The organism is Halohasta litorea (genome assembly GCF_024494645.1).
Lineage (GTDB): Archaea > Halobacteriota > Halobacteria > Halobacteriales > Haloferacaceae > Halohasta > Halohasta litorea.
This window is the reverse complement of record NZ_JANHDJ010000001.1, coordinates 556,185-574,584: the sequence shown is the minus strand read 5'-3', so window position 1 is coordinate 574,584 and position 18,400 is coordinate 556,185. Positions and strand designations below refer to the sequence as shown.

Genomic DNA, 18,400 nt, shown 5'->3' with positions numbered 1-18,400 from the left:
GAGTACTCGCTGGCGGCCAAAGGGGTTCGGGTCGACACAGGCGGTGGGGCTCGATGCGGATCGGCGTACAGTCGGGATCGGAGTCGGCCCCTACAGGACGGTAAACAGGATGTAGGTGATGACCAACATGATCGTCGAGTGTTTCACGCCGTCCTTGATCGACCCCTGGCCGAGCTGTCCGGCAACCAGTCCCGAGCAGGTCGCCTGCACGAGCGTGACGTGGAAGAAGATAGTCTCGTAGCCCGATATGTTGAGCTCCTCGGGGTTTCCTGCCAGTCCGAGACCCGCGCCGGGAGCCGCCCCGCCGGAACCGGAGGTGCTTTCGGCCATTTGGGCCATCACGTCCTCGATGGCCGGAATGAACGAGATCATGAGCGCGGCCATGATGCCGAGGAACACCAGGAAGGCGACGTAGATGACCACCAGATAGGTCAACATCGTCTGCTTGCGCTGTTTGTTCAGGACGTGGGTCGACCGCGCCTCGTCGGCCGCGATTTCGAGAACGGGTGCGATGTCGTCGCTGGTCTGCATCGCATTGGTCGCAAGCGTCACCGCACGCGTGACGACCGGCGAGTCGATCCGTCGGTCCATCCGTTTGAGCGCGGTCTCGACATCGGATCCCCACTGGATATCCCGCCACGTCCGTTCGAGTTCGGGTGTGAGCCCGCCGAGATCGCTGTTTTTCACTCGGCGGAAGCTCTCGATGATCGTCATCCCGGCGTCGTTGACGCTGGCAAACCGGTCCAGGAAGTCAGGAATCGCCTGCTCGATGCTGCGGGCCTGTCGCTTGCGGAGCTCGTAGACGACCGCGTAGGTACCGAGGGCGACGATCCCGGCCTCGGTTATCGGCGGGACGACGGCTTCGAGGAAGTCGAAGAGCTCGACCTCGAACTCGCCGATCGTCAGGACGACCCACAGCAGGCCGAGCGGGACCGTGATGCCGAAAGTGAGCGTCGGCCGCCGGAGAATGATCTCACCGGGCTGTGTGAGCCACGTCAGCACGCGGTTGAGTTTGTCGTAAGTATCGAGGATTTCCCGCTGCCGCAGCCAGCGATCCTCAGCCACACCGCCGTCGGCGACCGGCTGGGTCTGCTGGGCCGCCGGGCTGTCGTCGATCTCCTCGCGGTCGGCATCGCCGGGCGTCCCGACCGACTGGGTGACGCTGTCGACGTAGATAATAAACGCCAGCGTCGCCAGCGGAATCCCGACATACGTGATTACCCGCATCACCGGGAGGGTGTCCTGGAGGACGAGGCCGATCACCGCCAGCGTCGTGATGATGAACAGCGGCCCCGCCACGAGGACGGTCACGTAGGCTTCGGCCAGCGTCGACAGCAGTTCGAGATACTGCTCCTGTTGGGCCTCGGCTTCCTCCTTGTAGCGTTCGTACTGGGAGTGGAGATACGACGAGAGGCTCCGACCGCTGCCCAGCACGCTGCCGAGGTTCTCGCTGAGTTCGGCCATGTTGTCGGAAGGGGTTCGCTCGCCCATGTCCTCGATGGCGGTCTGGAGGTCGACGCCGAACAGATCCATCTGTCTGACGGTCGCGTTGACCTCGTCGGCGGCCTCGCCGTACACCCGCCGGTTGTCGGCCAGCGTCCGCAGCACCTGGGTGAACGCCATCCCGCTCCGAGAGAGGGCGTACATGAACGCCACCGTCCGGGGGAGCGTCGCGTCGATCTGCGAGCCACGGGAGTAGGCCTGTTGGTCGATGACGAACCACCGCAGCCAGTTGGCAGTGAAGCCGACGATGACCGTCGCAGCCAGACTGCCGAACACCGTTACCGCAAGCCGGGGCCAGAACTCCAGGAGACCGAGGCCCTCGATCCGGTCGATCACACTGACCGAATCGGCCAATCCCTGCAGAAACGAAACCAGCAGCCACAGCACCGAGAGACTCATCAACCCGGCCGCGATGGCCGCGATAATCGAGTACAACACGGTCTGTGAGCTGAACGACCGGTGTGAACGGGGGATGTGTGCGGCCTCCATCTCCGGCAGCTGCTCGCGCCGCCGGGCCTCCGTGCTGACGGTCTCCCCCAACAGCGCTTGACCGACGCCGTCCATCACGGTCTCGGCGCGGTCGCTGACCTGTGGCAACAGCAACACCGAAAACAGTCCGAGGCCGACCAGCAGGGGGAGATACGCGAACATTAGCTGTCGACCGGCTGTTCGACCGACACCTCGTCGACCGAGTCGTCATCTGCGATGCGGTCCAGGACACGCTGTTTGTGGGCGTAGTACTCGTTGATCAGCGCCGTGAACTGCCGGTAGTCGCTGATTCCCTTCTGCTGGAGGAAGGACAACACCTGCCTGCGGTTGCGCATCTCCCTGAGCAGCTGGTTTCGGCTCCAGCCGCGTTCGTCTTGAATCTCTTCGAGGAGTTCGCTGTCGTTGCTGACGAAGGTGTCGTTGTTGGCGTTCCAATTAAATGCCGAGGCGTAGTCCAACTCACCAGTACGCTGGTCGATGCCGCGGATCTCGCCGATCACGCGGGCCCGCCGGACGCGCTGTTCGTCGATCCGGGCCTGCGTCTGGATCGACAGCATATCCAGCGACTGGACCATCGCCCGCGGGACGTTGATCGGCTCGTTTTCCAGCCGGTTGATGACGGTCTCGATCGAGTCGGCGTGCATCGTCGAGAAGGTGGTGTGGCCCGTGTTCATCGCCTGGAACAGCGTGACGGCCTCCTTGCCTCTGACCTCGCCGACGATGATGTACTCCGGTCGGTGGCGGAGTGCCGACCGCAGCAGGTCGTACATATCGATGTCCGACCCCTCGCTGAGCTGTTCGCGGGTCACCGACGACAGCCAGTTGTCGTGGTACAGCGACAGCTCACGGGTGTCCTCGATGGTCAACACCTTCGACCGCGGCGGGATGAACATTGACACCGCGTTCATCGACGTCGTCTTTCCGGACGCCGTACCACCGGCGAAAATGAGGCTCTTGTTGTTCTCGATACAGAGCCAGAAGTAGGCCATCTGCTCGATGCTGAAGGTGTTGTAGTTGATGAGATCGATCGGCGTCAGGGGGTCGTCGGCGTACTGCCGGATCGTAAAGGCCGACCCCCGCGGCGTTACTTCGCGGCCCAGCGACATCTCGGCGCGGGAGCCGTCTTCGAGCGTCGCCTCGACCATCGGATCGCCGACGCTGATGTGTTGACCCGACTGCTGGGCCAGCCGAATGACGAAGTTGTCGAGTTCCTGCTCGCCGAAGGAGATGTTGGTCTCGATATCGGTGTAGTCGTCGTGGTAGACGAAGATCGGCAGATCGTAGCCGTCACAGGAGATGTCCTCGATGTGTTCGTCGTTTAACAGCGGGTCGAGCTTCCCGAAATCCCGGAAATCCCGCTTGAGATAGTAGAACAGCGCATAAAACGTCCGCATCCCGACTTCGATCCCGTAGGTCTCCAGGAGCCGACTGAGTTCGGAGACCAGCGCCTCCTCGGTGCTGGATTCGTCGGCAGATTGGTACATCAGGGGAGCCCGGATATCGGTTTTGAGTCTCGCCAACAGGTTCTGTTCGAAGCTATCGAGGTCGGGTTCGACCGCATTGTAGTACCGCTCGCTGACCGTGTCGTCGTAGGTGATGACGACGTAGGCGAAGGGGGCGTTGACCCAGTAGCGGTCGACTTCCTCCTCGCCGTCGGGGATCTCAAAGGTAGACAGATGGCCGTCAGACGCCGGACGGTACGGCCGAACGGAGATCGGCGACCCGCGAATGATCTTGCCGACCAGATCGAGTCGGTGTCGAAGCTCCTCGAACCGGCTCGCTGCAGTCTCGAAAAACCCATCGCTGTCGGCGGTGTCCTGCCGCCCTCGGCTGGAGAGACTGGCGTGTTCCCGATCCCAATCGTCACCTGGGATCTCCCGCGAAGACTCGGAGTCAGACATACTAGTGGCTCAGGTACCTCCTGTATCTGTTCGGATCACTTAATAATCAATCGGATAGGTATGTACGATATATAAAATATATCTGATAGATAGGTCGGCCAGAACCGACTGCTGGGAGCGGCGTCAGTCTGGAGAATCGTGGGTCGATACGACAGCGGAACCGGTCGTTAGTCCGTGCGTATAAACGCTGTAGCCGGGGGCTGGTGGTGGGTGTCGGTGGAGGCCGCCAGTGCCTCATACCCCTCGGCGGTGAGCGAGACCGTTCGTGTCGTCTGGTCGTAGACGATCAGGCCATGGTCGGCGAGCTTCGGGAGCTGGTGGTGGTGGAGGGAAATCTGTTGCTGCCGTCGCTGCTCGGGGGTGATGTCGGCGGCTGGCCGATCGAGAAACCGAGTAGCGAGTTCGACTGCGAGATCCCGCTCGGAGACGGGTGGGTCGGGGCTACTGAGTATCGAGCAGATCCGTCGGCGTGTGGGGTCCGACAGCAGTTCGGCACAGTCCGTAGTCGGGTAGTGTGGAGGGGTGGACATGGGGGAGGGGGTGACCGTCTGGGGGGTTCGCAATTACTCGGAGGTACCGTTACCGAATAAGAACAGGGCCTAATATATTGGGCTCTCTCGGAGATCGAGGTCGAACCACTTACAGTTCGATTCGTTCGACCAGCATATCGTCGGCCTTCGTGTTGACCGCAACGATCCGCACCTGGTCTTCGAGCAGTGAGCCGCCGAGTTTGGCCTTCAGCAGATTGTCGACCTGATAGACGCCCGCGGCGTTGATCATCTCGATTTCGACCAACACCGGCGTCTCGTCGCCGGGGATGAGCCGGACGTTCTCGATGGCCTGGCTCGATAGCGTGTTGATCCCGCGACCACCGCTCTCGTAGGGAATCCGCGAGCGACCGCGCTCCATGTCGAGCCCGTCGGCGATTCGGATGACTCCGGCCTCCTTCGTAAGTGGGGTCTCCTCGGTATGGTGACAGAGAATCGCATGGAGGACTTCAGCCTTCACTCGGACAGCGGTTTCGGTGCCGTAGAGCTCCGGCAGCAGTCGGTCGAGGACATCTGCCGCCAGCGGAATCGAGTAATACGAGTGGCTGTCGCGGTGGACGACGTGACCGATATCGTGGAGCGTCGCCGCAAGCGCGAGGATCACCGGCTCGAAGGATTCCTCAAGTCCTTGTTCGGTCGCGCCGTTGAACTCGATGCCGCCCTCTTTGAGCAGTTCGTACAGCCGTAAGGCGCGGTTCCGGACGATCTCGATATGTTTCGGGCCGTGGTCGCTGTACTGTTTGCGGGTGACGGCGTTGACGTTCTGGGCCTCCAGGTAGGTGACGATCTCGGGGTCGGAGGTAACCACCGGCAGAATCTCGTTGAGCCGCTCGTCGGGATACGGGTGGTCGGCCTCTGGGTCGTATTCGAAGGTCGACTGCTCGGAATCGCTCATTCGGCCACTGTTTCGCCCCGACCGGCAAAAACACTCGGCCCGATCTGTCAGTTAGCCAGTGATTCGACCGCCTCGACGACCACCTCGTAGTCGGGCTCTTGGCCGGGATTGTCCGCGATCCAGACGTACTGGATGGTCCCCGCTGCGTCGACGACGAACACCGAACGGGTCGCCACACCGGTCAGGCCCTTGTCGGCGAACGAGTGGTCATCGACCAGGTCGTAGGCCTCGATGATCGAGCCATCGTTATCGCTGAGCAGTCCGAAGGTGAGGCCGTTTTCCTCGCGAAACCGTTCGAGCGCATACGAGGTGTCGGTGCTGACCCCGAAGACGGTCGCCCCAACGTCGTTGAACCGGGCCAACTGGTCGCGGAACGTACAGACCTCCTCGGTACACGTCGTCGAAAACGCCGCCGGGAAGAACGCCAACACGACCGGCCCGGAGCCGAGGTGATCGGAGAACGTCGTGGCGACGGTGTCGTCGTCGCTCACGAGCGGTGCGGTGAAATCGGGTGCCTGATTGCCGGTAGATGCCATATGGTAGCCACTCACTACCGCGGATTGAACGTTGTGGTCGACACGGTAGTCGGTGGCTACCGGTCCGAAATCGACCCACGAGCGACAAAACGAAACCCACAGGGTGGGTCGCCGACTCCCTTCGGCTATGCAAACGCCACACGAGGTCGTCGTCGTCCGCTACGGCCACCGGCCGGGACGGGACGACCGGATGACGACCCACGTCGGGCTCACCGCCCGCGCGCTCGGTGCCGACCGGGTGATCGTCCCCGACAACGCGGGGCAATCCGTCGAGACGGTCCAGGACATTACGGATCGGTTCGGCGGCCCCTTCGAGATCGAACAGAGCGACAGCCTCCGGGCGCTCGTCGAGAACTGGGACGGGAACGTTGCCCATCTCACGATGTACGGCCTCCCGGTCCAGGAGGTCGAAGGCGAGGTTCGAACCGCCCTCGAAGACGAGCCGCTGATGGTCGTCGTCGGTGGCGAGAAAGTCCCCTTCGAGATCTACGAGTACGCCGACTGGAACGTCGGCGTCACCAACCAACCGCACTCCGAGGTCGCCGGACTGGCCGTCTTTTTGGATCGGCTGTTCGAGGGCCGAGAGCTGGAACAGGAGTGGGTCGACGCGGAGAATCGGGTGATTCCACAGTCGACCGGCAAGAAGGTCGTGGGCGGCGACGCCGAGGGCGAGGAGCGAAATCCCGACGCCTAACGCGACCACAGGGGCGGTTCGGTGCTTTTAACCGAGTTCACCGCCGAATACCGGTAATGGCTTTTGAGGATCTGCTGAACGACCCGGTTATCCAGAAGTACCTCCACGAGTTGGTCGGCCCGGAGGGGATGCCCGTCGCGGCGGCCCCGCCGGACGGCGAAGTGACCGACGAAGAGCTCGCAGAGCAGTTGGATCTCGAACTGAACACGGTCCGGCGTGCGCTGTTCATCCTCTACGAGAACGATCTGGCCTCCTACCGTCGGCTCCGCGACGAGGATTCGGGGTGGCTGACCTACCTGTGGACGTTCCACTACGATAACATTCCCGAGAATCTCGAAGAGGAGATGCACCGCCTCCTGGAGGCCATCGAGGAGCGAGAGGAGTACGAGCGGATGCACGAGTTCTACCTCTGTGAAGTGTGTTCGATCCGCTTCGAGTTCGGCGAGGCGATGGACTTCGGCTTCGAGTGTCCCGAGTGTGCCTCACCGCTGGAGTCGATGGACAACGACCGGCTCGTCGATGCCCTGGAGGACCGAGTCGACGCTCTTCGCGACGAACTCAACGTCGACATTCACGCCTAATGGTTGTTTTAGCCACCAAATGCTACGTCGAAGGCGAGGCCCGCGAGCGCGCGCTCAAGAGCCTCGGATCACTGATCGAAAACGACATCCACCAACTCAGCGTCGAGGCCGAACTCGGCGTCCGCCGGGACGACTTCGTTACGGTCACCCTCACCGGCGACGACGCGACGGCCGCCCGGAACGTCCTCGGCGAACGCTGGGGGGAAGTCACTGACCACTTCACCGAGGGCGAGACCTACATCGGCACGCTCGAATCATGGGACGACGATGGAATCACCCTCGATGCGGGCGAGAAGGTTCGGATTCCGGCCGACGAACTCGGACTCGGACAGGGAACGCCCTCGCAGATCCGCGAGCGGTTCGGCCTCGTCCAGCATCTCCCCATGCAGTTCGTCTACGGCGAGCCCTCACGGCTGGCCGACGAAGAGCGGGATCGACTCTACGACTGGAGTCGTGGCCGCGGCCGGGTCAACGTCAACAGCGCCACCCGCGGCGAGGTGCGGGCGACGGTCAACCGCGCGGGCCACGCCCAGGACATCGTCACCGTCGAGCGACTCGGGCTGCTCGAACAGTCCATAATCTGTGGCGACGGTACAGATGCACCCGGCCTGCTCGCCTCGATTGGCGAGTATATGCGCTCCGAACTCCGGTGTGTGATCGGGGGTGAGGATGACTGATATCCACCCCAACCAGCGGGTCGCCGTCCTCGCGGACTCACAGAACCTCTATCACACGGCCCAGAGCCTCTACTCCAGAAATATCGACTACTCGTCGCTCCTTGCGGAGGCGGTTTCGGACCGTGAACTCACCCGGGCGATCGCCTACGTGATTCGGGCCGACTCCCCCGAAGAGGAGAAGTTCTTTGAGGCGCTGATCGACATCGGTTTCGAGACCAAGATCAAGGAGATCAAAACGTTCGGCGACGGCACCAAGAAGGCCGACTGGGACGTGGGGATGAGTCTCGACGCGGTGACGCTGGCCAACCACGTCGACACGGTCGTCCTCTGTACGGGCGACGGCGACTTCTCGCGGCTCTGCTCGCATCTCCGCCACGAGGGCGTCAAAGTCGAGGTGATGGCCTTCGGCTCTTCAACTGCCGAGGAACTGATCGAGGCGACCGACGAGTTCACTGACCTGTCGGACGACGAGAACCGCTTCCTCCTGTAATGGTCGACCCCGAACAGATCGAATCGGCAGCGATTCCCCTCATACTCGGGGGAGCAGTCGGGATCGCCTTCGGTCGGGCCGTCCTCGGGAGCACGCTGGCCGGGGTCGCCCTCGGCATCGTGCTGTTCGGCCTGCTGTGGTGGCTCCGTAACCGACTCGTCGACGCCGTCTGAAATCCACCCGTTTTTATATACTCGGCGAAATCTCACGCTATGAGCGAGGAGCCTGCGTCGACTGCGGTTTCGGATGCTGACGCCGACAGCGACACCGGCGGCGTTGACAGTGGTAGTCCGGCCCGTGATATCGATGCGCTGCGGACGGTCGCCAGCTACCAGTTCGGCGCGGAAGCGGGGACGACGCTGTTCCCCGCTGACGAAAGTTTCGAGATCCGCCGGTCGACCGGCGGGCGGCCCCGACAGGTCCACACCGATGATGCACGACTGGTTTCCTACGGCGTCGACGGGCGGTTTACGCTCGGTATCGCTGGCGGGCGGCGGCTCCTTGAGATTCCGGCCCCAGCGAACCGCGTGGTCGTCGGCGACGACTCCGAGCCCTTCGTTCGGGAGGGCAAAAACGTGTTTGCGAAGTTCGTGAGTGAGGTCGACCCCGAAATCCGGCCCGGCGATGAAGTACTGGTCGTCCACGAGCGCGGCGAGCTGCTGGCTGTCGGCCGGGCCGAGCTGTCGGCCGACGGGATGGCCGATTTCGACAGCGGGATGGCCGTGAAGGTGCGTGAGGGCGTCGACGATTAATACGAGGCCAACCAGCGATGCGACAGTAGCCGGTGACTTCTTTTATATTATACCGGTCAGCCCGACCGTTTCGAGCATGGAGATCCCGGCCAGCAGCGATCCCAGTATGTAGCCAGCGATCGCCCCGCCGTTGAGCAGCGGGAGTCCGGCGTGGGCGCGGCCCTTCATCACCATTCGCATGAGGACGAGCAGCCCGCCGAGCGTGCCGACCAACGCGAGCAGTGCCGGAAGATTGAGTTCGATGATCGGCACCGCGAACTGCGGGGCTGGCGAAAAGAAGGCCGCGCTGGCGATCAGTACTCCAGGAATCACTGCATCGCCGAGGCCGATGAAAAACACGTCGCGGTCGTCATCGTCGGTGGCTTCGTCAGCATCATCTCCCTCGGTCGACGCCTCGTCCTCGCTCATCTCGGCTTCCTCGTCGAGCAACGAGTAGGACAGCGAGAGCGGAATCACGAGAATGGCAGGGATGCGGAGGTCCATCACCCCGTCGGCGAGGTCGAGCATGTGTTCGGTCTTATAAACGCTGATCGCGTCGTAGATCGCCAGCACCGACAGCAGGACCAAGGCGGGGAGAATCCCGAAGGTGATCCCGAACAGTCCCGCGGCCCCCGCACCCATCAGGACGCCAGCGGTATCGACGACGTACCATTCGGGGTAGACCCACAGCGCGATAGCGACCGCCGAACCGAGGGCCACTGCTACGACCATCGGGAACAGGGCGCTGAAGACGTACCACGCCAACAGCCCGCTGGTGGCGACGATGACCACGCGGACGATCCAGTCGAGATCGTACTTGAATGCGGCCAGAAAGCCGAGCGTCGCCAACAGGATCGCGCCGATATACAGGAGGCTGTTCGTCGGATCGTCGGGGTTCTCGACGGCCTGATACCCCTGTTCGAAGAAGGTCTGGACCAACGCGAGCGAGCCGAGCTGAATCAGCAGAAACAGCAGGACCGCACCCGCGACACCGCGGTACTCCCGGGGAAACATATCATCGAGTTGGGCCGAGGGGGGTTTGGGCGTTGTGTTCCAGCCCCGTCACCGAGCGTGCAGTTTCGGCCCGAGGCGTTCACCGGGCGTACAGCTTCGTCCCGACGAGCTCGGTCAGCGGCGTCGAGTCGGTCGGCGTGATCGCCACGTAGGGGCCGTCAACGGGACCGAAGACGTCGACGATCCGTCCCACGGTCGACAGCGATTCGTTGATCACCATGAGGCCGATGTCGGGAACATCGTCGCTCTCGACGGCGACGATCGCCAACCCCTGGGCGGTTCGGTCGACGGTGCCAATGCGCCGCATTACTCGCGGAGGAGTTCGACGTAGGCCCCGATCGCCTGGACGAGGTCGTTTTTGCTGTCGTCGGCCCCCTTGACGAGGACGCGGCCGCGGGGGTCGAACTCCCGCGAATAGGTTTTCTCGCGTTCGATTACCGCATCGTAGCCGACCTGCTGGACGGCGTCGGCGATCTCATCGACCGTCGGCTCGTCGACCGCGAGATCCCTTGGCACGCGTCGGCCCTCCGACCGCGTCAGCCCGGCATCGAAATAGGCGGGCCACAGCACGTTCTCTACCATACCTGTGTGACGGTGGTGCTGTGGTAATACGGTTACGACTGTCGACGGCCCGCCGCCCGGTTAGGCTCCCGAACGGCGGCGCACCAGTAGGCTCCCGCCGAGCAGCGACACGATGGCGACGGCGATACCGAATCCAGGAGCCGAGACGCCGGTCTCATCGTCCTGTTCGGGAGTCGTCTCGGTCTCGTTGGTAGCAGCCTGGTCGGGGGTCGCCTCGGTCCCGGTAGTTGGCTGATCGAGGGTGGCGGCCGCCTCGCTGCGGGTGACGAAATCAGACTCGTCGTACAGCTCGGGGTGGAGCTGTGCGGTCAGGTTCCGCGTCGAGTAGACGAGGCTCCGCGGGGCTGGCTGATTGATATAGTTCACTTCGAGGAACACCGATTCGTTGTTCTGTCCGGCAGTCGTCAACGAGTAGGGCTCGCTGTCGAGGATCTGGCCCTCGGTCTGATCAGTCACCAGCAGCACCTCGGGATCGAGCGAGATGACTGTCTCGTCGTTGACGACCTCGTAGCCGTCGAACTCGTCGGCAACGACGTTCTCGGCACCCGAGGCAGCAATGATTTCGTTGATAAAGGTATCACCGCCAACCGAGAAGCCGCCGAGCAGGGGGTACATCAGTCGAGGCTCCTCTGCGTCGGCGGTCGCGGCCGACACCGCCTCGACGTTGGCATCGACCCACGCGTTCGTCTCGCGGGCCGCCTGATCGTTGCCGGTCAGCCGACCGATGGTCTGGGTCTTCGATTTGACGTCTTCGAAGTCAGTGGCTTCCGGGAAATGGTATACGGTGAGTCCGGCATCTCGAAGCGTCTCGACGGTTTCGACGCTCGTCGCGTTCGGCGCGAGCACGAGATCCGGCTCGGTGTCGACCACGCGTTCGACACTCACACCGAGTTCAGTCGAAGAGACGTTTTGGCGGTTCTCGGCCCCATCGAGGTAGTGGGCGAACTGCGTGAGGCCGACGACCTGCGAGTCGGCATCGAGCTCCCACATCACCTGTGCGGCACTCGGGTTCGTCGTCGTGACGCGCTCGGGTCGTTCGTCGAGCGACACCTCGGTGCCGGTCGCATCAGTCAGTGTGATCGGGAACGAATCGTTGGCATCAGCAGGAGCCGTGGACTGCCCCGCGACAGCGGCCGGTGCGATCGCCAGCAGCGCGACGATGATGGCAAGTGAAACGAGAAGTCGTGAATACTGACCCATTACTCCGTCTTCGGTGGCAAGTCAATAAGTATTTCACTACTCCAAGGTGGCTTTCAATCATGGACGCACGCCAGCGTGCGGTGGGCTGGTCGATCTGGTTAGCTGCTGTACTCGGGGTTTCGATCACCGTGAGCGCCGGGATCGGCCCGGTGTCGATCCATCCGCTGGCGGTGGTGAAAGTGCTGCTCAACGCAGTCTCGGTGCCAACCGGGATCGAGCTGACCGGCAGCTCGATCGGCAACGCGCTCCAACTGCCCGCCCCGGCAATCCGGTGGCAGTCGCCGTTCGCCTACAGCGTCGATACCACATACAAAACAATCGTGATGCGGGTACGACTCCCGCGCATCCTGTTGGCAGCGGTCGTTGGCTTCGCGCTGGCGGCGGCGGGAACGGTCATGCAGGGGTTTTTCCGGAACCCGATGGCCGACCCCTCGATCATCGGCGTCTCCTCGGGAGCGGCCGCGGGGGCAGTCGCGTTTCTGGTCGTCCCGGTAGCAGTCCCGTTCGGGCTCGGCCTGCAGGGGGCGGCCTTCATCGGCGCACTGCTGGCGGCTTTCGGCGTCTACGCGATCGCCACCGAGGGCGGGCGGACGCCGATTGCGACGCTGCTGCTTGCGGGGGTCGCCATTCAGGCGTTCCTCGGGGCGGTAATCGCCTTCCTCCAGCTCCACAGCGGCGATGGCCTCCGGCAGGTCGTCCACTGGCTGATGGGCCATCTCGGCAACGCCGGATGGGACGACGTGACGGTCACCCTTCTCACGGTACCGGTGTTGTTCGGAATCCTCCTGGCTTACGCCCGGGATCTCAACGTGCTTTTGCTCGGCGAGGAGGCCGCCCATGGGCTCGGCGTCGAGGTCGAACGAACCAAGCGACTCCTGCTTGCAGTGTCGGCCGTCCTTACCGCCGCGGCAGTCGCCGTCTCCGGCGTCATCGGCTTCGTCGGGCTGATCGTCCCCCATATGGTCCGGCTGGTCGTCGGCCCCGACCACCGGGTGCTGCTGCCCGCGGCGGCGCTGGCGGGGGCGTCGTTTCTCGTCCTCACGGATACGATCGCCCGAGCAGGCGCGACCGAGATCCCCGTAGGCATCGTCACCGCCGCCCTCGGTGCGCCCTTCTTCCTCTACCTGCTTCGGAGCCGGGAGGTCCACGAGCTATGAGCGAGCCCGTACTCGCGGTCGACCAGCTCTCGGTCGATCTCGGCGGGAGTGGCATTCTCAGTGACGTGTCGTTCACGGCCGACAGGGGTGAACTCGTCGGCCTCGTCGGCCCGAACGGGGCCGGGAAGACGACGCTCCTGCGGGCGATTCGGGGAAGCGTGGGAGCAACACAGGGACGGGTTGCGGTCGAGGGGAACGAGGTCTCGGCGCTGTCGGCACGACAGACGGGGCGGCTGGTCGCGACGGTGCCACAGGAGACACGGCTCTCGTTTTCATTTTCGGTCGAAGAGGCGGTTGCCATGGGCCGTAATCCGCATATCGGCCGGTTCGGCACGGCCGACGAGGAGGACCGCCAGCAGGTCCAGGAGGCCCTTGCGGACGCCTCGCTGTCGGCGTTCGCCGACCGACCGGTGACCGAACTCAGTGGTGGCGAACGCCAACGCGTGCTGCTGGCCCGAGCGTTCGCACAGGACACGCCGCTGCTGTTGTTGGACGAGCCGACCGCGAACCTCGATATCAACCACGCGATCAACACCCTCGATCTGGTCCGGTCGGTCGTCGACGAAGGACGGGCGGCGGTGGCAGCGATCCACGATCTGAATCTGGCCGCCCGCTACTGCGACCGACTGGTGTTGCTCACAGAGGGATCGGTCCTGGAGGCTGGCGTCCCCGACTCGGTGCTCACAACCGAGACGCTCGAAGCCGCGTTCGATGCGCGCGCGGTCGTTTCAACCGACCCGACAACCGACTCCCCACGGGTGACTGCGCTCTCGGACCACGAGTCGGCCGATGAGATATAAGTAGTCAGTGGCTACCGGTCGTCGGCCAGATACCGCTTATAAATCTGGTCGCCGATGAGCGTACCGAAGAACCCGGAGATCACAATGAACGAGCCCGCAGAGATCATGAGAAACGTCGCCCACTGCGAGAGCGGCTCCATCGGCGGCCAGAGGAGTGGTAGCGACCGAATAACGAACTCCCAGAAGATTGCGAGCTGAACGACTGCCACACCCGCGCTACAGGCGAGCCGAACGCGTAGCTGCTCCCACGACGGCCCGGGCTGGGGCTCCGGAAACTCCGAGTTGGCCATTACTCACGAATTGGTGTCGACAGGGTAAAATCACCGGTTGTAGGCCGACAACCATCCGATCTCGACGACCGCCTCGAAACGTCACCCTTACTCATTCGCCCTACGACTACTGACTCGTATGGAGGTTCCGTGTATCGCCGTCCCACGGGCAGACGGCGAGGAGAGCAGACAGGCACTGGCTACGGCAGGGGTGTTAGACGACGACCACCAGATCGTCGTGGAAAACGAGACCCTTTATATACCGGTGACGGACCCAACGGCCGTTCCCGACCGATTCGAGACGACAATCCGTGAGCTCCCGGCACGACAGACTGTCCAAACGCCCGCCGACATTCTCGGCTACGAGCCCTCGCTCGAACGGCTGGGCGATGTCGTCATCGTCGACGAGGACGACTCCGATCGGGCCGACGAAATCGCCGCGGCGGTGATAGCGTCGGATCTCCCCGTGCGCTCGGTGCTCAATCGGGCCTCGAAAATCAAGGGTGAACTCCGGGTCCGTGATTGGGAACTACTGGCCGAACGCGAGGACCCCGACACCGACCGATCGCCGACCGAAACCGTCCACCGCGAGTACGGCCACGAGTTCCTGCTTGATCTCGCGGCGGTCTATTTTTCGCCCCGACTGGCGACCGAACGCCACCGCGTCGTCGACCAGATCGAGGCTGACGAACGCGTCCTGGATATGTTCGCTGGTGTCGGTCCGTTTGCGATTCCCGCAGCCAGCCGGGATGCCGAGGTCGTCGCCGTCGATCTCAACGAGACGGCCATCGACTACCTCCGGGAAAACGCCCGCCGAAACGGCGTTAGTGAGTGTATAACAGCGGTTTCGGGCGACGTACGAGCGGTAGCCGACGACTACCACGGGTGGGCCGACCGACTCGTGATGAATCTCCCACACAGTGCGGGAGAGTTCCTGGAGACGGCGGTCGACCTCGCGGGCGAGGAGTGTGTGATCCACTACTACGACATCCAGCACGATTCGGACCCCTTCGGCCCCGGTATCGAGGCGATCCGGGCGGCCGCCGAACCCGAATACGACGTGGGGGTCGAAACCGAACACGTCGTCCGATCCTACGCGCCCCACGAACTGAACGTCTGTCTCGACGTGCGGCTCACACGCTCGTAGCCGAACGGTTACACCGAGCGGGCTGCTACAGTCGGTATGGGAACAGTCGAACAACTGTTCGTTGCGCCGGAAAGCGGCGAGCCGATGGCCGAAACACGGTCGATTGAGGTCGTCGAGGGTGGAATTGTCGGCGATCGCTACCTCCAGGGAACGGGCTACTACTCACCCTACGACGTGTGTGAAGTAACGCTCCTGGAAGCCGAATCCGTGGAGACGATTCACGAGGAGTTCGGGATTGACCTTCGGGACGGCCGACACCGCCGGAACGTCGTCACTCGGGGGGTGGCGCTTCACGATTTGCTCGAGTCGACGGTCCGAATCGGGAGCGCCGAACTCCGGGGGACTCGACCGCGACCACCATGTGCACACGTCGAGGAAGTAGCTGGCGAGGACGGCGTTGCCAACGCGCTCGGGGAGGGACGCGGCGGAATCTGTGCCCGAGTGATCGAACCGGGAACGATCACTGTCGGCGATAGTATCGAAATCGTCGAGGCGGACCCCCGAACAGTCGGCGCAGCGATCGCCGAGCGGCTGGGCAGTGTCGACGAGCAGTCCGAGTGATGCGTTCACCCGGCTGCGTGTGAAAACCTCGGCGCTCAGTAGCTGTCGCTCAACAGTTGAGAGCTGTAGAACACTATTGAAAGTGTTAGTCCGCGTTGGGTGCCAGCGGCTCGGCTTCGGACTCCGCTTCGGCCTCGGCCATCGAGGACGTAATTCCCTTCGCCAGTTTGAAAACAGCTGCTTTGTGATCGGTCTTCGACTTGTGGATCGATGTCGGCTTGATGCCAAGAGTTTCGTATTCGGTGAGTTCGAATTCGCCTTCCCACGCCTCACACTGAGTACGTACCTCGGCAAGCAGGCCGTGTAGGTGAATGAGCTCCTGCTTCTTCATGAGCAAACTCTCGTAGCGACCGGAGGGTTATAGTACTATCTTGAGACGAGTTAACAAGGAACTCATATATAGCCTCTATATACCCGACTGACGGTCGGTTTGATACTAATGAATAATGATGATCCGGGATATGAGGGTGTCGATTTCGACTCACGACCCACCTATTCGCTGGCGCGCACAGCCTGATCGCTCCCTATTGTAGGAGGCGACTACTACGGTTTGGGAGTCGAGAGACGGCTTGTCTTGAGGTTTGCAGGTGTAAGCGACACGGGAGTAGGAGCCACCTACTACGGGGTTTAGGCCCCTTGGAACTGTTTGACCATTTCGAGATCCCGCTCGGTGCGAAGGAACTCCGCGAACCGACGCGTCGCATGGCAGTTCGGACAGCTGAAGTTCGACCGGACGTCGGGCACGGCGGTCGGTGTCTTCTGCCAACTTTTGCCACACTCCGAACAGAGGAGTCGAACAAACGCTTCTTCCATGACACGAGATAACGCATGCCTGTCACAAAACGTTGTATGTATCTGTCAGCCGAATTGAAATAGGAACCGCAGCCGGCGGTGTTAGTCGAACAGTTCGCCGTGATCGACTTCCAACAGCTCCTTGTATCTGTTGCGGATCGTCACTTCGGAGATGTCGGCGACGTCCCCGACTTGGCTCTGGGTCACCTTCTGATTGGTGAGCAGTGCGGCAGCGTAGACGGCTGCCGCCGCGAGGCCGACCGGCGATTTGCCGCTGGTGATGCCCGCCTCCTTCGCGCCGCGGAGCAGCGAGCGGGCCTCGCGTTCGACCTCGTCGTTGAGTTCGAGCCGCGAGACGAACCGCGGGACGTACTGTTCGGGGTCCGCAGGCTGGACTTCGAGTTTGAGCTCGCGGACCACATACCGGTAGGTCCGGGTCATCTCCATTTTCTCGACTCGTGAGACCGCGGCGAACTCGTCCAAACTCCGTGGGTTGCCCATCTGTCGGGCGGCGGCATACAACGATGCGGTCGCCACGCCCTCGATGGACCGGCCCGGCAGCAGGTCCTCATCGAGCGCCCGCCGGTAGATGACTGATGCCGTTTCGCGGACGGCCTTTGGCAGCCCAAGGGCACTGGCCATCCGGTCGATCTCGCCGAGTGCCTGCTTGAGATTGCGCTCTTTGCTGTCGCGCGTGCGGAACCGCTCGTTCCACGTGCGGAGCCGCTGCATCTGTCGGCGCTGGTTCGAGGACAGCGCCTTCCCGTAGGCGTCGCGGTTCTGCCAGCCGATATTCGTCGAGAGCCCCTTGTCGTGCATCATCTTCGTCGTCGGTGCCCCCACACGCGACTTCGAATCCCGCTGGGCGCTGTCGAAGGCGCGCCACTCCGGCCCGCGGTCGACGGCGTCCTGTTCGACGACGAGTCCGCAGTCGGTACACACCGTCTCGCCGTGTTCCTCGTCGGTGATCAGCTGGCCGCTACACTCCGGACAGCTGAGTGTCTCATCGGCTTCCCGCTCGTCGGCCGCCCGCTCGTCGGTCTGTTCTGTCGCTCGGTCCTCGCCCCTGACGTAGCTTCTGATTGTTGTTTCGCTCATGGTTTCCCCCGGACGGTCCCACTGGCCAGAAAAAAGAAGAAGGGCTCGTGGGCTTCCTAACATATAGTTATCGCCGCAGGCATATAAACATATGCGTGATCGATGTCATCGAATCGCATGACGTGGAGCAGCCAAAACAAAACGGCAGAGACGCGAGTGAAGCGCCGTCACAACGGTAGTATATAAGAATCTGACGCCGATCTGGCTGTGGACTCCTGGCGGCTACTCAGTGGGCGCCCAAGGGATTATGTACAGTCGGACGGACCATGTAGGCAAATGTACAGTGAGATTCTCCTTCCGACCGACGGGGGGCCAGCCTCGGAGGCGGCGATCGACCACGCCGTCGAGCTTGCGGCGGAGACCGACGCCCGACTCCACGGGCTGTACGTCCTGGATACGACCGCCTACCCCGCGCTCGATGCGGGCAGGGAGGCGGTGCTAGGCGCACTCAAGGAGGAGGGACGGGAAGCCCTCGAAGGAGTGACAGACGCCGCCGAGGACGCCGGTGTGGCCGTGGTCTCGGAGCTGATCTCCGAAACGCCACACAGGGGGATTATCGAGTACGCCACGGACAACGATATCGACCTGATCGTCATGGGGACCCACGGCCGAACGGGGCTGGACCGGTACCTGCTCGGCAGCGTCACCGAGCGGATCGTCCGAACGTCCGAGATACCCGTCCTGACAGTTCGCGCGCCTGAGGACGACACATGAGAATACCGAACGGACCCACTG

The 18,400-nt window shown here is 62.9% G+C and carries 24 protein-coding genes; 11 read left to right on the top strand and 13 right to left on the bottom strand.

Features of this window, described 5'->3' with window-relative positions:
- Window positions 1–90: 90 nt before the first annotated feature.
- The 5 genes from NO877_RS03040 to NO877_RS03020 all read right to left on the bottom strand — a co-directional run bounded on the left by NO877_RS03040 (window position 91) and on the right by NO877_RS03020 (window position 5,872).
- On the bottom strand, window positions 91–2,154 hold the full coding sequence (locus tag NO877_RS03040) for a type II secretion system F family protein (RefSeq protein WP_256394815.1): 2,064 nt from the start codon (window positions 2,152–2,154) through the stop codon (window positions 91–93).
- On the bottom strand, window positions 2,154–3,893 hold the full coding sequence (locus NO877_RS03035) for a type II/IV secretion system ATPase subunit (protein ID WP_256394814.1): 1,740 nt from the start codon (window positions 3,891–3,893) through the stop codon (window positions 2,154–2,156). Before NO877_RS03035 ends, NO877_RS03040 begins: the two co-directional genes overlap by 1 nt.
- A 167-nt stretch (window positions 3,894–4,060) precedes the next feature.
- Entirely contained in the window at window positions 4,061–4,423 is a 363-nt protein-coding gene (locus NO877_RS03030; protein ID WP_256394813.1) for a DUF7344 domain-containing protein, read from the bottom strand.
- A gap of 109 nt (window positions 4,424–4,532) precedes the next feature.
- Window positions 4,533–5,336, bottom strand: coding sequence for an HD domain-containing protein (locus NO877_RS03025; RefSeq protein WP_256394812.1), 804 nt, complete (start codon window positions 5,334–5,336; stop codon window positions 4,533–4,535).
- A 47-nt stretch (window positions 5,337–5,383) separates the two neighbouring features.
- A complete protein-coding gene (locus NO877_RS03020; protein ID WP_256394811.1) occupies window positions 5,384–5,872 on the bottom strand; it encodes a redoxin domain-containing protein in 489 nt (162 codons plus the stop codon).
- A 127-nt stretch (window positions 5,873–5,999) separates the two neighbouring features.
- On the opposite strand from NO877_RS03020, the gene NO877_RS03015 reads away from it, so the two are divergent.
- From NO877_RS03015 to NO877_RS02990, 6 genes are read left to right on the top strand one after another with little or no spacing between them, the layout of a single operon-like run.
- A complete protein-coding gene (locus NO877_RS03015) occupies window positions 6,000–6,566 on the top strand; it encodes a tRNA (cytidine(56)-2'-O)-methyltransferase (protein ID WP_256394810.1) in 567 nt (188 codons plus the stop codon).
- Between the two features lie 56 nt (window positions 6,567–6,622).
- Window positions 6,623–7,147 (top strand): transcription factor, encoded by a 525-nt coding sequence (locus NO877_RS03010; RefSeq protein ID WP_089671716.1) that lies wholly within the window; start codon window positions 6,623–6,625, stop codon window positions 7,145–7,147.
- Complete coding sequence (locus tag NO877_RS03005) at window positions 7,147–7,824, top strand: DUF2110 family protein (protein WP_256394809.1); 678 nt, start codon at window positions 7,147–7,149, stop codon at window positions 7,822–7,824. The genes NO877_RS03010 and NO877_RS03005 overlap by 1 nt, the downstream gene beginning before the upstream one ends.
- Window positions 7,817–8,314, top strand: a complete 498-nt coding sequence (locus NO877_RS03000; RefSeq protein ID WP_256394808.1) for a LabA-like NYN domain-containing protein — start codon at window positions 7,817–7,819, stop codon at window positions 8,312–8,314. The genes NO877_RS03005 and NO877_RS03000 overlap by 8 nt, the downstream gene beginning before the upstream one ends.
- A complete protein-coding gene (locus NO877_RS02995; protein ID WP_256394807.1) occupies window positions 8,314–8,487 on the top strand; it encodes a hypothetical protein in 174 nt (57 codons plus the stop codon). Before NO877_RS03000 ends, NO877_RS02995 begins: the two co-directional genes overlap by 1 nt.
- A 39-nt stretch (window positions 8,488–8,526) precedes the next feature.
- On the top strand, window positions 8,527–9,066 hold the full coding sequence (locus tag NO877_RS02990) for a PUA domain-containing protein (protein WP_256394806.1): 540 nt from the start codon (window positions 8,527–8,529) through the stop codon (window positions 9,064–9,066).
- A gap of 42 nt (window positions 9,067–9,108) precedes the next feature.
- On the opposite strand, the gene NO877_RS02985 is transcribed toward NO877_RS02990, so the two are convergent.
- The 4 genes from NO877_RS02985 to NO877_RS02970 form a co-directional block, all read right to left on the bottom strand.
- Window positions 9,109–10,059, bottom strand: coding sequence for a presenilin family intramembrane aspartyl protease PSH (locus NO877_RS02985; protein ID WP_256394805.1), 951 nt, complete (start codon window positions 10,057–10,059; stop codon window positions 9,109–9,111).
- A gap of 79 nt (window positions 10,060–10,138) precedes the next feature.
- Window positions 10,139–10,366: an H/ACA ribonucleoprotein complex subunit GAR1 gene (locus tag NO877_RS02980; protein ID WP_256394804.1), complete on the bottom strand. Its 228-nt coding sequence runs from the start codon at window positions 10,364–10,366 to the stop codon at window positions 10,139–10,141.
- Window positions 10,366–10,641: a signal recognition particle subunit SRP19 gene (srp19, locus tag NO877_RS02975; protein ID WP_256394803.1), complete on the bottom strand. Its 276-nt coding sequence runs from the start codon at window positions 10,639–10,641 to the stop codon at window positions 10,366–10,368. The genes NO877_RS02980 and srp19 overlap by 1 nt, the downstream gene beginning before the upstream one ends.
- 60 nt (window positions 10,642–10,701) lie before the next feature.
- Window positions 10,702–11,841 (bottom strand): PGF-CTERM-anchored ABC transporter substrate-binding protein, encoded by a 1,140-nt coding sequence (locus tag NO877_RS02970; protein WP_256394802.1) that lies wholly within the window; start codon window positions 11,839–11,841, stop codon window positions 10,702–10,704.
- A gap of 59 nt (window positions 11,842–11,900) precedes the next feature.
- On the opposite strand from NO877_RS02970, the gene btuC reads away from it, so the two are divergent.
- Together btuC and NO877_RS02960 are read left to right on the top strand one after the other, a co-directional pair.
- Window positions 11,901–12,998 carry a vitamin B12 ABC transporter permease BtuC gene (gene btuC / locus NO877_RS02965; RefSeq protein ID WP_256394801.1) on the top strand — a complete coding sequence of 366 codons (1,098 nt, stop codon included), beginning with the start codon at window positions 11,901–11,903 and terminating at the stop codon, window positions 12,996–12,998.
- Entirely contained in the window at window positions 12,995–13,798 is an 804-nt protein-coding gene (locus NO877_RS02960; RefSeq protein WP_256394800.1) for a heme ABC transporter ATP-binding protein, read from the top strand. Before btuC ends, NO877_RS02960 begins: the two co-directional genes overlap by 4 nt.
- 11 nt (window positions 13,799–13,809) lie before the next feature.
- On the opposite strand, the gene NO877_RS02955 is transcribed toward NO877_RS02960, so the two are convergent.
- Window positions 13,810–14,088, bottom strand: a complete 279-nt coding sequence (locus NO877_RS02955; RefSeq protein ID WP_256394799.1) for a hypothetical protein — start codon at window positions 14,086–14,088, stop codon at window positions 13,810–13,812.
- Window positions 14,089–14,206: 118 nt separating this feature from the next.
- Between NO877_RS02955 and NO877_RS02950 the strand changes: the two genes are divergently transcribed.
- Both NO877_RS02950 and NO877_RS02945 read left to right on the top strand, forming a co-directional pair.
- Window positions 14,207–15,214, top strand: a complete 1,008-nt coding sequence (locus tag NO877_RS02950) for a class I SAM-dependent methyltransferase (RefSeq protein ID WP_256394798.1) — start codon at window positions 14,207–14,209, stop codon at window positions 15,212–15,214.
- A 36-nt stretch (window positions 15,215–15,250) separates the two neighbouring features.
- Complete coding sequence (locus NO877_RS02945; RefSeq protein ID WP_256394797.1) at window positions 15,251–15,775, top strand: MOSC domain-containing protein; 525 nt, start codon at window positions 15,251–15,253, stop codon at window positions 15,773–15,775.
- An 85-nt stretch (window positions 15,776–15,860) separates the two neighbouring features.
- On the opposite strand, the gene NO877_RS02940 is transcribed toward NO877_RS02945, so the two are convergent.
- From NO877_RS02940 to NO877_RS02930, 3 genes are all read right to left on the bottom strand, one after another.
- Window positions 15,861–16,106 (bottom strand): UPF0058 family protein, encoded by a 246-nt coding sequence (locus NO877_RS02940; RefSeq protein ID WP_256394796.1) that lies wholly within the window; start codon window positions 16,104–16,106, stop codon window positions 15,861–15,863.
- A gap of 296 nt (window positions 16,107–16,402) precedes the next feature.
- Entirely contained in the window at window positions 16,403–16,588 is a 186-nt protein-coding gene (locus NO877_RS02935; protein WP_256394795.1) for a DUF7836 family putative zinc-binding protein, read from the bottom strand.
- A gap of 81 nt (window positions 16,589–16,669) precedes the next feature.
- Window positions 16,670–17,665: a transcription initiation factor IIB gene (locus NO877_RS02930; protein ID WP_256394794.1), complete on the bottom strand. Its 996-nt coding sequence runs from the start codon at window positions 17,663–17,665 to the stop codon at window positions 16,670–16,672.
- 276 nt (window positions 17,666–17,941) lie between these two features.
- Here NO877_RS02930 and NO877_RS02925 point away from each other — a divergent pair, with 276 nt between their 5' ends.
- Window positions 17,942–18,379, top strand: coding sequence for a universal stress protein (locus NO877_RS02925; protein ID WP_256394793.1), 438 nt, complete (start codon window positions 17,942–17,944; stop codon window positions 18,377–18,379).
- Window positions 18,380–18,400: the final 21 nt, after the last annotated feature.

Bases quoted from the DNA above. Each gene is read 5' to 3' on its own strand.
- NO877_RS03040 (WP_256394815.1), bottom strand. From the start codon at position 2,154: ATGTTCGCGTATCTCCCCCTGCTGGTCGGCCTCGGACTGTTTTCGGTG.
- NO877_RS03035 (WP_256394814.1), bottom strand. From the start codon at position 3,893: ATGTCTGACTCCGAGTCTTCGCGGGAGATCCCAGGTGACGATTGGGAT.
- NO877_RS03030 (WP_256394813.1), bottom strand. From the start codon at position 4,423: ATGTCCACCCCTCCACACTACCCGACTACGGACTGTGCCGAACTGCTG.
- NO877_RS03025 (WP_256394812.1), bottom strand. From the start codon at position 5,336: ATGAGCGATTCCGAGCAGTCGACCTTCGAATACGACCCAGAGGCCGAC.
- NO877_RS03020 (WP_256394811.1), bottom strand. From the start codon at position 5,872: ATGGCATCTACCGGCAATCAGGCACCCGATTTCACCGCACCGCTCGTG.
- NO877_RS03015 (WP_256394810.1), top strand. From the start codon at position 6,000: ATGCAAACGCCACACGAGGTCGTCGTCGTCCGCTACGGCCACCGGCCG.
- NO877_RS03010 (WP_089671716.1), top strand. From the start codon at position 6,623: ATGGCTTTTGAGGATCTGCTGAACGACCCGGTTATCCAGAAGTACCTC.
- NO877_RS03005 (WP_256394809.1), top strand. From the start codon at position 7,147: ATGGTTGTTTTAGCCACCAAATGCTACGTCGAAGGCGAGGCCCGCGAG.
- NO877_RS03000 (WP_256394808.1), top strand. From the start codon at position 7,817: ATGACTGATATCCACCCCAACCAGCGGGTCGCCGTCCTCGCGGACTCA.
- NO877_RS02995 (WP_256394807.1), top strand. From the start codon at position 8,314: ATGGTCGACCCCGAACAGATCGAATCGGCAGCGATTCCCCTCATACTC.
- NO877_RS02990 (WP_256394806.1), top strand. From the start codon at position 8,527: ATGAGCGAGGAGCCTGCGTCGACTGCGGTTTCGGATGCTGACGCCGAC.
- NO877_RS02985 (WP_256394805.1), bottom strand. From the start codon at position 10,059: ATGTTTCCCCGGGAGTACCGCGGTGTCGCGGGTGCGGTCCTGCTGTTT.
- NO877_RS02980 (WP_256394804.1), bottom strand. From the start codon at position 10,366: ATGCGGCGCATTGGCACCGTCGACCGAACCGCCCAGGGGTTGGCGATC.
- srp19 (WP_256394803.1), bottom strand. From the start codon at position 10,641: ATGGTAGAGAACGTGCTGTGGCCCGCCTATTTCGATGCCGGGCTGACG.
- NO877_RS02970 (WP_256394802.1), bottom strand. From the start codon at position 11,841: ATGGGTCAGTATTCACGACTTCTCGTTTCACTTGCCATCATCGTCGCG.
- btuC (WP_256394801.1), top strand. From the start codon at position 11,901: ATGGACGCACGCCAGCGTGCGGTGGGCTGGTCGATCTGGTTAGCTGCT.
- NO877_RS02960 (WP_256394800.1), top strand. From the start codon at position 12,995: ATGAGCGAGCCCGTACTCGCGGTCGACCAGCTCTCGGTCGATCTCGGC.
- NO877_RS02955 (WP_256394799.1), bottom strand. From the start codon at position 14,088: ATGGCCAACTCGGAGTTTCCGGAGCCCCAGCCCGGGCCGTCGTGGGAG.
- NO877_RS02950 (WP_256394798.1), top strand. From the start codon at position 14,207: ATGGAGGTTCCGTGTATCGCCGTCCCACGGGCAGACGGCGAGGAGAGC.
- NO877_RS02945 (WP_256394797.1), top strand. From the start codon at position 15,251: ATGGGAACAGTCGAACAACTGTTCGTTGCGCCGGAAAGCGGCGAGCCG.
- NO877_RS02940 (WP_256394796.1), bottom strand. From the start codon at position 16,106: ATGAAGAAGCAGGAGCTCATTCACCTACACGGCCTGCTTGCCGAGGTA.
- NO877_RS02935 (WP_256394795.1), bottom strand. From the start codon at position 16,588: ATGGAAGAAGCGTTTGTTCGACTCCTCTGTTCGGAGTGTGGCAAAAGT.
- NO877_RS02930 (WP_256394794.1), bottom strand. From the start codon at position 17,665: ATGAGCGAAACAACAATCAGAAGCTACGTCAGGGGCGAGGACCGAGCG.
- NO877_RS02925 (WP_256394793.1), top strand. From the start codon at position 17,942: ATGTACAGTGAGATTCTCCTTCCGACCGACGGGGGGCCAGCCTCGGAG.